The organism is Vibrio tapetis subsp. tapetis, from assembly GCF_900233005.1.
GTDB classification, from domain to species: Bacteria; Pseudomonadota; Gammaproteobacteria; order Enterobacterales; family Vibrionaceae; genus Vibrio; species Vibrio tapetis.
This window is the reverse complement of record NZ_LT960611.1, coordinates 675,136-687,442: the sequence shown is the minus strand read 5'-3', so window position 1 is coordinate 687,442 and position 12,307 is coordinate 675,136. Positions and strand designations below refer to the sequence as shown.

Annotated in this window: 10 protein-coding genes and 1 pseudogene; 8 read left to right on the top strand and 3 right to left on the bottom strand. The window is 44.2% G+C overall.

What is annotated here, in order from left to right:
• Genes VTAP4600_RS03190 through VTAP4600_RS03165 form a run of 6 tightly spaced genes read left to right on the top strand, consistent with a single transcriptional unit; the run spans position 1 to position 5,847 of the window.
• Positions 1 to 603, top strand: coding sequence for a TorD/DmsD family molecular chaperone (locus VTAP4600_RS03190; RefSeq protein WP_102521464.1), 603 nt, complete (start codon positions 1 to 3; stop codon positions 601 to 603).
• A 55-nt stretch (positions 604 to 658) separates the two neighbouring features.
• Entirely contained in the window at positions 659 to 853 is a 195-nt protein-coding gene (locus VTAP4600_RS03185; protein ID WP_102521463.1) for a twin-arginine translocation signal domain-containing protein, read from the top strand.
• 14 nt (positions 854 to 867) lie between these two features.
• Positions 868 to 3,723, top strand: a complete 2,856-nt coding sequence (locus VTAP4600_RS03180) for a formate dehydrogenase subunit alpha (RefSeq protein ID WP_102521462.1) — start codon at positions 868 to 870, stop codon at positions 3,721 to 3,723.
• Positions 3,724 to 3,734: 11 nt separating this feature from the next.
• On the top strand, positions 3,735 to 4,343 hold the full coding sequence (gene fdh3B / locus VTAP4600_RS03175) for a formate dehydrogenase FDH3 subunit beta (protein WP_102521461.1): 609 nt from the start codon (positions 3,735 to 3,737) through the stop codon (positions 4,341 to 4,343).
• 14 nt (positions 4,344 to 4,357) lie between these two features.
• Positions 4,358 to 5,389, top strand: coding sequence for a formate dehydrogenase subunit gamma (locus tag VTAP4600_RS03170; RefSeq protein ID WP_102521460.1), 1,032 nt, complete (start codon positions 4,358 to 4,360; stop codon positions 5,387 to 5,389).
• A gap of 44 nt (positions 5,390 to 5,433) precedes the next feature.
• Positions 5,434 to 5,847, top strand: coding sequence for a hypothetical protein (locus VTAP4600_RS03165; RefSeq protein WP_102521459.1), 414 nt, complete (start codon positions 5,434 to 5,436; stop codon positions 5,845 to 5,847).
• 109 nt (positions 5,848 to 5,956) lie between these two features.
• Here VTAP4600_RS03165 and VTAP4600_RS03160 read toward each other — a convergent pair whose 3' ends face one another.
• Positions 5,957 to 7,828 carry a methyl-accepting chemotaxis protein gene (locus VTAP4600_RS03160; protein ID WP_102521458.1) on the bottom strand — a complete coding sequence of 624 codons (1,872 nt, stop codon included), beginning with the start codon at positions 7,826 to 7,828 and terminating at the stop codon, positions 5,957 to 5,959.
• A 361-nt stretch (positions 7,829 to 8,189) separates the two neighbouring features.
• Here VTAP4600_RS03160 and VTAP4600_RS03155 point away from each other — a divergent pair.
• Positions 8,190 to 9,409, top strand: a pseudogene (locus tag VTAP4600_RS03155) (ammonium transporter).
• Between the two features lie 166 nt (positions 9,410 to 9,575).
• Complete coding sequence (gene cobB, locus VTAP4600_RS03150) at positions 9,576 to 10,307, top strand: Sir2 family NAD+-dependent deacetylase (protein WP_102521457.1); 732 nt, start codon at positions 9,576 to 9,578, stop codon at positions 10,305 to 10,307.
• Here cobB and VTAP4600_RS03145 read toward each other — a convergent pair.
• Both VTAP4600_RS03145 and VTAP4600_RS03140 read right to left on the bottom strand, forming a co-directional pair.
• A complete protein-coding gene (locus VTAP4600_RS03145) occupies positions 10,279 to 10,953 on the bottom strand; it encodes a GGDEF domain-containing protein (protein ID WP_102521456.1) in 675 nt (224 codons plus the stop codon). The genes cobB and VTAP4600_RS03145 overlap by 29 nt on opposite strands.
• 267 nt (positions 10,954 to 11,220) lie before the next feature.
• Positions 11,221 to 12,264, bottom strand: a complete 1,044-nt coding sequence (locus tag VTAP4600_RS03140; protein ID WP_102521455.1) for an extracellular solute-binding protein — start codon at positions 12,262 to 12,264, stop codon at positions 11,221 to 11,223.
• Positions 12,265 to 12,307: the final 43 nt, after the last annotated feature.

Sequence of the window (12,307 nt, the reverse complement as noted above, 5' to 3'; positions counted from 1 at the left end):
ATGACTCAAGAAACTCAATCAGTTCGTGCTGATATTTACAATTTGATCGCAACCTTATTGCGCCAAGCTCCTGACCAGCAATTGCTGGACTGGTTGTCTGAAATAGAGCTCGATGGTGCGAGTGAACAACCGATGACAAAGGCGTGGCAAGCACTGAGCTTGGCGGCCAAAGAAACGACACAAGAAAATTTAGCGGATGAGTATCAACATTTATTCATCGGCATTGGTCGAGGGGAGGTCATGCCTTTCGCATCATGGCATTTAACGGGGTCTTTAATGGAAAAACCGTTGGCCTTGCTTCGTAACGATCTGATTCAACTTGGGTTTGAAAGATCAGAAGGGACAAAAGAACCAGAAGATCATTTCGCGGCACTATGTGAGGTGATGGCGTTACTTGACAGCGAAGCGGATCAACATCGTTTCTTCAATCGTCATATTGAGTCTTGGTACTTGAAACTGACTGAGCAGATCACGAACGCAAAAAACAGCCAATTTTATTGTGCGGTTTCTACTTTAATAAACCAATTTTTATTGATTGAACAAACTCGATTCGCCGCTATACCAGTGCGTGAAACAAAATTCGCAACATCGGGTATTAAATAGCCGTTACCGGATGACAACACAAGAGATGCGCAAAGCATCCAGAAAGGAGCAATGTATGAAAGAAAAAACACAAGTGAATACAGCTCGACGTAACCTTTTAAAAGGGGTCACCACAGCAACGGTTGCAGGAGCCGTTGTTGCCGGTACTGCCAAGGTTGCTAATGCTGCTGAGGTTTCAACACCCGAAGAAGTAAAAGAAACGGGTTACCACGAAACTCAACATATTCGTGATTACTACGACACATTATAAGGAGCTTTATAAAAATGAAATTAACTAAACGCTCCAATAGCGTAGTAAAAGAGCAGAGCCAACTGGGTATCAGCCGTCGTTCATTCATGAAAAACACCTCTATCGCCGCTGGTGGCGCTGCAGTCGGTGCCTCTATGTTTGCACCGGGTATGATGAAAAAAGCGCAAGCGGCTGACGTTGACCATGATTCTCCAACTGAAATTAAGCGCACCATTTGTTCGCACTGCTCGGTTGGTTGCGGAATTTACGCTGAAGTTCAAAATGGCGTATGGACCGGGCAAGAACCTGCATTCGATCATCCATTTAATGCTGGTGGACACTGTGCAAAAGGCGCAGCACTGCGTGAGCACGGCCACGGTGAAAGACGTTTAAAATACCCAATGAAGCTTGAAGGCGGTAAATGGAAGAAGTTGTCGTGGGACCAAGCCATTGAAGAAATTGGCGAGAAAACCTTACAAATTCGTAAAGAATCAGGCCCCGATTCGGTTTACTGGCTTGGTAGTGCTAAGCACAGTAATGAACAAGCTTACATGTTCCGTAAGATGGCATCATTGTGGGGAACCAACAATGTCGACCACCAAGCTCGTATTTGTCACTCTACTACGGTAGCCGGTGTTGCAAACACGTGGGGTTACGGTGCGATGACCAACTCCTTTAATGATATGCACAACTGTAAGTCGATGTTATTCATTGGATCAAACCCTGCTGAAGCACATCCAGTGGCGATGCAGCATATCTTGATCGCAAAGGAAAAGAACAATTGTAAGATCGTCGTTGCTGACCCTCGTCGCACTCGTACTGCGGCGAAAGCCGATCATTTCGTTTCATTACGTCCAGGCACCGATGTCGCCTTTATTTGGGGCGTACTATGGCACGTATTCGAAAATAAATGGGAAGACAAAGAGTTCATCCGCCAACGAGTGTATGGCATGGATGAAATTCGAGAAGAGGTGGCCAAGTGGACACCCGCTGAAGTAGAGCGGGTTACTGGCGTTTCAAAAGACGACGTTTACCACACGGCTAAACTACTATCTGAAAACCGCCCGGGTTGTGTTGTTTGGTGTATGGGTGGTACGCAACATACGACGGGTAACAACAATACTCGCGCATACTGTGTGCTTGAACTTGCACTAGGCAACATGGGGAAATCTGGTGGCGGTGCCAATATTTTCCGTGGTCACGATAATGTGCAAGGTGCGACGGATCTTGGTGTGCTTTCTCATACATTACCGGGTTATTACGGTCTTTCAGACGGTGCCTGGAAACATTGGTCAAAGGTATGGGACTTAGATTACGAGTGGGTTCAAAAACGTTTTGACCAAAATAAATACCGCGGCAAACAACCAATGAATAACATGGGTATTCCTGTTTCTCGTTGGATTGATGGCGTACTTGAAAACAAAGACAACATCGAGCAGAACGATAACATTCGTGCGATGTTCTATTGGGGCCATGCGGTTAACTCGCAAACTCGTGGCGTCGAAATGAAAAAAGCCATGAAACAACTCGATATGATGGTGATCGTTGATCCGTACCCAACGGTTGCTGCGGTTATGAATGAACGTAGCGATGGCGTTTATCTTCTTCCAGCCTGTACGCAGTTTGAAACAACGGGTTCTGTTACGGCATCTAACCGCTCTCTCCAATGGCGTGAGCAAGTGGTCTCACCGCTGTTCGAATCAAAACCTGATCATGAAATCATGTACTTGTTAACCAAGAAACTTGGCTTTGCTGACCAGTTATTCAAACACGTCGAGATCAAAGACAATCAACCGGTTATTGAAGACATTACACGTGAATTCAACCAAGGTATGTGGACGATAGGTTACACAGGTCAAAGCCCTGAGCGAATTAAAGCTCACACTATGAACTGGCATACCTTCCACAAAACGTCACTGGAAGCGGAAGGCGGTCCAATTCACGGAGAAACCTATGGTTTACCGTGGCCATGTTGGGGTACACCTGAAATGAAGCACCCAGGTACCCATATTCTGTATGACACATCGAAGCCAGTCGCTGAAGGAGGCGGTAACTTCCGTGCCCGTTTCGGGGTTGAGTTCGAAGGTGATAATTTACTGGCGGAAGACAGTTATTCGAAAGACTGTGAGCTTGAAGACGGTTATCCAGAATTTAGCGACAAACTGCTCAAAACCCTTGGTTGGTGGGATGACCTGACGGCTGATGAAAAAGCATTAGCAGAAGGTAAAAACTGGAAAACCGACGTTTCTGGCGGTATCCAACGTGTTGCGATCAAACATGGTTGTATGCCATTTGGTAATGCGAAAGCACGAGCAATTGTTTGGACTTTCCCTGACAGAGTGCCGCTTCACCGTGAACCGCTATATACACCACGTCGTGATTTAGTGGCTGATTACCCAACTTGGGACGACAGTGAATCAATTTATCGTCTTCCGACGATGTACAAGTCTATTCAAGATCAAGACAAGTCGAAAGAATACCCAATTGTGCTTACCTCAGGTCGTTTGGTTGAATACGAAGGTGGCGGCGAAGAAACGCGTTCAAACCCTTGGCTTGCAGAGCTGCAACAAGAAATGTTTGTAGAGGTGAACCCTAAAGATGCAAACGATCTTGGTTTCAAAGACGGTGAAATGGTGTGGGTTGAGGGTGCCGAGAAAGGCCGCATCCATGTTAAAGCCATGGTTACACGACGAGTACGTCCTGGCATGGCATTCATACCGTTCCACTTTGGTGGCAAATTCCAAGGTGAAGATTTGCGAGACAAGTATCCAGAAGGCAGTGACCCTTATGTCATTGGTGAGTCGGCCAACATCGCAACCACTTACGGTTACGATCCGGTTACTCAAATGCAAGAAACTAAAGTCACCCTTTGTAATATTCGTAAAGCGTAAGGAGTCCTCGAATGGCTAGAATGAAATTCTTATGTGACACCAAGCGTTGTATTGAATGTAATGGTTGTGTCACTGCGTGTAAAAATGAAAATGATGATGCATTAGAGTGGGGTATCCAGCGTCGTCGCGTGGTTACGCTTAATGACGGTGAGCCGGGTGAAAACTCGATCTCTGTTGCGTGTATGCACTGTACTGATGCACCTTGTATGGCGGTTTGCCCGGCTGACTGCTTTAAGCAAACCGAAGATGGTATTGTGCTGCATAACAAAGATCTTTGTATCGGTTGTGGTTACTGTTTGTTTGCCTGCCCATTTGGTGCGCCTCAATTTCCGAAACAATCGGCATTTGGTGAGCGCGGCAAGATGGACAAATGTACCTTCTGTGCTGGCGGCCCGGAAACAGAAGCAGGGTCAGATGAAGAACGTAAAAAGTACGGTGCTAACCGTATTGCAGAGGGCAAGTTACCTATGTGTGCTTCTTTATGTTCGACCAAAGCACTGCTTGCTGGGGACGCTGACAAAGTTTCAGATATCTTCCGTCAACGTGTTGTTGAACGTGGTGCGAAAGGTGCAGGTTGGACAAATGGCGAAGATTTAGCTTTTGATGCAACAAAAAGCTAATGATGGAGAATGTTATGTTAAGACATTTTAAACGTGTGGGTTTGGCTGTGGTTGCTTTGATCACCGCTTTATTGTTCACGTTTTCAATGCCTGCTATGGCGGATGACCAAGGTCATCCGTCTGCGGAAAAAGAGATGACCCAATTAGCGGGTGCCGATTTTTGGCGCGAAGTAAAAGAGGGAACCGAAGGTTACACGACATCTCAATTTCCTGAGCACGGCGTTCTGATCAGTACTCCTGGTGAAACGTGGTTCATCTTAAAAGAAAAGTGGATGTCTCCGGCTGGCGCTATCGCGATATTTGGCAGTATTGCACTTGTTGTCTTAGCTTATATTGCTGTTGGGCCATTGATGCTGAGCGCTCCAAGAACAGGCAAAAAAATTAAGCGCTGGTCTCGATGGGACAGGGCGTTGCACTGGAGCATGGCGTTTACCTTTCTAACGTTGTCTTTTAGTGGATTAATGCTGGTTTATGGCAAGCACTTTTTGAAACCGTATATTCCAACCGATTGGTGGGGGTTCATCATTATGCTGGCAAAGCAGTACCACAATTATGTTGGGCCATTATTCTTTGTTCTTCTGACCTGCGTGTTACTAAAATGGTGGAAAAAGTCTCTGTTCAATAAAACCGATGTCTCTTGGTTTATGAAAATGGGCGGTATGGTTGGCAAACATAAAGGCACTCATCCATCTGCTGGCTTTTCAAATGGTGGTGAAAAGGCCATTTATTGGTTGTTGATCGTGTTTGGTGCAGTAGCTGCGATCAGCGGTTTAGTGCTGGATTTCCCTATCTTTGGTCAAACACGCCGAGACATGGAGCTGTCTAACTTGGTTCACATGTTCTCTGCTCTTATTTTGATTTGTGGCTTTATCTTCCACATCTATATCGGGTTATTTGGTATGGAAGGTGCGCTAGAGGGTATGGTAACCGGTGAGGTTGACGAAACTTGGGCGAAAGAACATCACGACTTGTGGTATGAAGAAGTCAAAGCGGCAGACACGGAAGTTCAAAAACAAGCGCAAGAGACTCAAAGTAAACACACTTAAAACACAATGAGGCAGAAATTCTGCCTCACTTGAGAGATGGACAGATGAATAATAATCGAGGTATTTGGGTTGCGTATTTTGCCAGCCTGCTTACACCTTTCACTTTTTTGATTTCAGGTATTGGCGCGATTCTCTACGCGGGTTATCGGTTAGACAAAAATGAAGATGGCGATGTGGTTAATTCGCATTACTACGGGCTGATCCGTAGCTTCTTTTTGTACCTTACGTTTTTTGTGGTGCTGATCGTCACAGTTGCTACCTCTAACGGTGTGTTAGCTGGGGTTCATAACTACTGGTATAAAGCATCCTGGATTGACTCAATTCGCTATGTGATCCCATATGTTGGCGCTGGATTTGCGGTTATCGCTATTGCGGTCTGGATGTTCAGAATTGTTAAAGGGATGAAGAAGCTGCAGCAAAATTTACCGTTAGAAAAGTCGAAAGGACCGAATCTGTAAGTTGGAAGATTCGCCAATAGAAAACAAAAAGCCGCAAATCATTTCAACCGTATGTTGTGAAATAATTTGCGGCTTTTTTATTGTTTACACTTTGTGCCTGTGACGAATATTAAACGACAAATCGACCTAAGATTGAGTCTTGTTGCTCGATTCGTTGCTGTTGTTCATCGACTGCCGAGACCGCACCATTTGCCAGTGTTGATACTTCGGTAGAAAGATCCTTTATTTGCAGAGTGTTAACGTTGATTTCATCGGCAACATGGCTTTGTTCTTGAGCCGCTGTCGCAATCTGCATGTTCATTTCGCTGATGACACCGATGCTGTCCTTAATGCGGTTGAGCGCATCGCTCGCCTTAGAAGATTCTTCTACCGCAACGGAAGCCATACTGGCACTTTCTTGCATGACTTTAGTTACCCCAGACGCGCCCGTTTGAAGTTGTGTGATCATTTCTTGAATCTCAGAAGTCGATTGTTGTGTGCGGCTGGCGAGGTTTCTTACTTCGTCGGCTACTACAGCAAAACCACGGCCACTTTCGCCTGCTCTTGCGGCTTCGATAGCAGCATTAAGAGCAAGTAGGTTGGTCTGTTCTGCTATTTCACTGATGACTCGCAGAATGTTCTCTATGTTGTCACTGGCAGATTCAAGCTCACTGACTTTAACGACGGCTTCGGATATACGGTCTGCAAGTTGTGTAATAGAACGTTGTGTGTTGCCAACGATTTCGTCTCCTTCGACCGTTGCGTTATCCGCAACAGAGGCTGAATCTGATGCAGACTGAGCACTATTAGCAACGTCGGATGCGGTAACCGACATCTCGTGCATGGCCGTTGCTAACATTTCTAGTTGTTCCATTTGTTTACCCATCGCGCTTGACGATGCACCTGCTCCATTTGAAATCATGCCGTTGTTGTTTTTAATATCACCGCCGATCACTTGAAGTTGTTGTACCATGCTCTGTAATGAGGCGATAAAGGTATTAAATCCCGCCGCCAGTTCTGAAAACTCTTGGTCAGTATCGGTTGATAATCGTTGTGTTAAGTCACCTTCGCCGGTTGCTACATCATTGATCGCTTTGTTAAGACTTTCCAGTGGGCGTAACAAGCGAATCGTCACCATTGAGACAACAAAAACGCTAAGAATAATGGCTAACAAGCCAAACAGTATGTTTGCTTTGTTGATAGCACTTAGTTCGCTGTATGCGGCCTCATTGCTCACCATTACACCGACCTTCCATCCTTGCGTTCCAGCAGGCATCATTTTTACAATTTGTTGTTTGCCTTCAACATTCGCTAGTTGCATGGCATCACCGTTGACAAGGTCTGGGAAGATGTCTAGAAGCTTTTTGCCGTTGTATTGCGAGTTAGGGTGGGCAACAAATGTGCCGTTGGGGCTGATTACGAAACTGTGTCCGTCTCCGACAAGCTTGATCTTGTTGATTTTAGTCGCGAGCTCTTTAAGGCTAACATCAGCAAATAAACTACCAACAAACTGGCCGCTGTTTTTGATCGGGGCAGCTAATGAAACAACCATTTCATTGGTAATATCATCAAAATAGGGTTCGGTAACATTTAAGGTTCCGGTTGATTTGGCCGTTTCATACCAAGGTCTTGTTTTTGAATCATAGCTTGAATCAGGGAGCCAACTAGGATCATTCTCAACTAAAGAGCCATCTGATTCGTAACCAAGACCCACAACAATAAAAGACTTTTTAAAAGTTGGAGTATCTAAAATTGTGCTCACATGACTTTTATCTTGAGGTGAAAGTTCGATCAAATCTGAAATAGAAGCAACCAATACTGAATTTTTTGAAAGCTCGGATTCAACGGCAAGCTTTGACTCATCAAGAGCCAATGAAATATTTTCAGAAACACTTTTTTGGACGTAATCTGAAATTGAGAAATACTGATAGGTTGACAGGCAGGCGACAGCGCCAATGACACACATCGATGATGCGATGACTATTTTACTCTTGAATTTCATTTTAACTCTCCAACACGCTTAGAACACATGCACAAACCACAACTTAGGTCTTGAATTCTGATACTAAGAAGTGGGTATAAATAGAATTACAACAAACTCAACTCGTTGAGTATCTATCCCCAAAACGCTCTTAATGCTCTATGTTCGTGCAATGCACCAAATAATTGCTTGAGTGCACCGATATGGTGCGTGAGCGCTGAGGTTCGATACGCTATTAGTGGCTGTTTATCGCTTGGTAATTCATTATATTCAGATAGTTATATATATAAGTGACTAAGTTAACAGTATTGGTACATAACTTGCTGTTAACACATGCAATAGGACATTGCATAAGAATAATTATACAGGGAGTTTTTTCACAATGAGTAATTCAATCAGTGAAGTGCATGGCGCGGTTCAGACACTTACACAAAGCTCGGATACGCTTTTTCTCTTGTTGGGTGCGATCATGGTCTTTCTGATGCACGCAGGTTTCGCATTTTTAGAAGTAGGTACCGTACGTAAAAAAACCAAGTGAATGCGCTGGTCAAAATTCTCGCTGACTTTGGTGTTTCGACCATAGCGTACTTCTTCATCGGCTATTGGGTGGCTTATGGCGGCACTTTTTTCGCAGATGCAGAAACCCTTTCTGCAGGAAATGGTTACGAGTTAGTGAAATTCTTCTTCTTGTTAACATTTGCCGCAGCCATTCCTGCCATTGTTTCCGGGGGTATTGCAGAACGTGCGCGTTTTTATCCTATTCTTCTTGCTACTTTCTTCACTGTCGGTCTTGTTTATCCAGTATTTGAAGGCATGATTTGGAACGGAAATTACGGGGTTCAATCGTGGTTTGAGACGACGTTTGGCGCAGGGTTCCATGATTTTGCTGGTTCCGTTGTTGTACACGGCGTTGGCGGCTGGATTGCGTTAGTCGCTGTCATCTTCTTGGGGATGCGTCGAGGTCGCGTTCGTGCTGGTAAGCATACTAACTTTGCACCTTCCAATATTCCGTTTTTGGCACTTGGTGCGTGGATTTTAAGTGTAGGTTGGTTTGGTTTTAATGTTATGTCTGCGCAAACACTGAACGGTGTGAGTGGGTTGGTTGCCATGAATTCATTGATGGCAATGACGGGAGGCATCTTGGCAGCCTTGGTCGTGGGCAAAAATGACCCAGGCTTTATTCATAATGGACCATTGGCGGGTTTAGTCGCTGTGTGTGCGGGCTCTGACCTGATGCATCCATTAGGAGCGCTAATGACGGGTTTAGTTGCGGGTGCTGCATTTGTTTGGTTGTTTACTCACTTGCAAAATAAAACCAAAATAGATGATGTATTAGGTGTTTGGCCATTGCACGGTGTTTGTGGTGCTTGGGGCGGAGTCGCGGCTGGTATATTTGGGCAAAGTGCTTTAGGTGGGCTTGGCGGCGTGAGCTTAACGATGCAAATCTTAGGTACGCTATTAGGGGTAAGTGTTGCAGTGGTAGGTGCACTCATTGTGTACGGTACGTTGAATTATGTCACGGGCCTAAGGCTCTCTGAAGAAGATGAATTTAATGGTGCAGATCTCGCGATTCATAAGATCAGTTCAACCAACGAAGACTAACCTTCAGTGTCATTACCTAAAGGCAGAGGTGCTTTTACGTATTCATTTATTAAAAAGAGCGATCATGATCGCTCTTTTTTCGACTATGGTCTATACCCCCACGACTTCTGATGTTGTTACATTGGTGTTAAGGTAACTAAAGTAGTGATTCAGTTAAGGAAGCAGCATGGACTACCCGTATCGAAACATCGTAATCTTAACCGGAGCAGGGATTTCTGCAGAATCGGGAATCCAAACGTTTAGAGCTCAGGATGGCTTATGGGAAAACCATAAAATTGAAGATGTGGCGACACCAGAAGGGTTTCATCGAGATCCGCCATTAGTTTTGGATTTTTATAATCAACGACGAAAAAAGCTACAAGACAATTCTATTATCCCTAATGCTGCTCATATTGCCTTAGGAAAACTTGAACAGCAGATTGAAGGCAGTGTTACCGTTATAACGCAAAATATAGACAACCTTCATGAAAGAGGCGGCACTAAGAATATTATCCATATGCATGGTGAGTTACTTAAGTCGCGCTGCTCTGAGTCCAATCAGGTTATTGATTGCTCTACAGATATCAATATCGATGATCTTTGTCATTGTTGTCAAATCCCGGCACAGATGCGGCCGCATATAGTTTGGTTTGGTGAAATGCCCTTAAGAATGGGGGATATTTACTCAGCAATAGAAGCGGCAGACCTGTTCATTTCTATCGGAACGTCTGGCGTTGTTTATCCCGCAGCTGGGTTTGTCCATGATGCCAGAATGCATGGCGCTCATACCATTGAAATTAACTTAGAGCCTAGCGCTGTAGAGAGTGAATTTGAAGAAAGGCGTTATGGAAAAGCCAGCATTGAAGTACCTAAATTAGTCGAGGAGCTGCTTAGTGCTCCTGCTGCGTTGCGCGCTTAGCTTTTTTCATCTCGTACATGGCTTTGTCTGCAGAAGCTAACGTGCTTTCAAGGTTTTTCTTATCACCACTTTCGATACCATATGAGTATTGAACGTGGTGTTTTTTCAAGAATAACGAGATCTGCTCTAAGCAATCATTTGCACGCTTTGGCTTTACTATTGCTAAGAATTCATCTCCGCCCAAGCGAAAGCCCATTTCTTTATCTCCCAGCGATAAACTCAACGCTTGTGCAAATGTCGCAATGTAACGGTCTCCGGCTTCGTGTCCTTGCTGATCGTTAACATCTTTTAAGCCATCCAAATCAAAATAGATCACATCAAAAAAATCAAGCTTGATATTGGGCAGCATTTTCCTATTGAACAATCCGGTTAACTCGTCTTTTAGGTTTTGAATCGTGAGTTGACGAGTGTAATCAGTGATGCCGATTGCAATCAGAACATAGGCAATATTCATGAGCCCATCTTCTAAAAAGCTGTCTAGGTTCCGGAACTCTTCAATCACAGGCCTGATTTCAGTGACTGTATCGTAAAAGGTGCTCAATAAGACAAGCAGAACGCCCACACGAAGTTTTTTGCTGTCTTTCATGTGTTCGGAAATAGTGAGATAGATATAAAGGAGTACGGCAACGCCACAGGCTTCGAACATCAACTCCCCTGGATGCTCTATCAAGAGAGAATGTCTAAAAAAGAGTACGATGGCAGTCAGTACTAAAAAATCAAAGGTGCTATTACAGCGGTTCTATTTGCTTTAGCCAATGGTGTTTGCCTTTATAAACAGTTCATTACACAGCATAGCTATCGAGATTGAACTATTCGACGTATAGACATCTCATATTCAAAATTTTTTGGCCAGTTAATAAAAAAGAGCAGATCTTACTGCTCTTTTTAGCCATTCTGTTGTTATATATCCTGACTACAGGTTAACTTTTAATTTTTGGAAGTACTCTTCGTAAAGTGAACTTGCTTCACCGACTTCATCTTGCCATTCGCCGGAATCCATAATGTGTTGTGGTGGGAATACATTCGGATCTTCAGCGAAAGACTTAGGTAAAAGAGGGTAAGCCGATTTTACTGGAGTAGGGTAGCCAATTTCGAGCGCAATTTTTGCCGCGTTTTCTGGACGCGTTAAGAAATCAATCATCTTATGTGCTGCTTCGGTATTTTTTGCACCGGCAGGAATTGCAATGCTGTCCATCCAGAAGATTGCGCCTTTTTCTGGCCAGACGATATCGATTTGGGCGCCTTCTTGCCTCGCCATGTAGGCAGAGCCATTCCAAAGCATGCCAATTGATGTCTCACCAGCAAGGTATGGGTTAGCAGGGAAGTCAGAATTGAAAACCAAAACGTTAGGCATCAGCTTTTTCAATTCTAAGTAAGCGGCTTTGATCTCATCTGGGTTGGTTGTATTCCCGGAATAACCAAGTTTGCTCAGCGCAATATGAAAAACTTCACGAGAGTCATCCATCATCATAAGTTGACCAGACCACTTGCTGTCCCACAAGTCGGCCCATTTAGAGACCGATGATTTGTCGAGCATATCGGCATTCACGCCAATACCTGTTGCGCCCCAAATGTAAGGGATAGAGTATTTGTTATCAGGATCAAAAGGTTTGTTTAAGTAGTTAGGGTCTAGATCCTTAAAGTGGGAGAGCTTTGACTTGTCAATCTCCTGCAACATACCTTCTTTACGCATTTTAGAAACAAAATACGTAGAAGGAACCACTAGGTCATAACCGGCACCTTGTGTTTTCAGTTTAGCGTACATACTTTCGTTCGACTCATAGGTCGAATAAAACACTTTTATTTCCGTTTCTTCGGTAAAATCTTTAAGCACTTCACTTGGAATATACTCAGACCAGTTATAAAAATATAACTCTTCATCTGCCGCTTGAGCAGAAAAGGAAATAAGAGTTGCAGCACTGATAAGACCAGCAAATAGCTTCGAGCAATTTTTCATCTTTACGCTATACCTGAATGTATATGAATGGTGGGTTTTATAT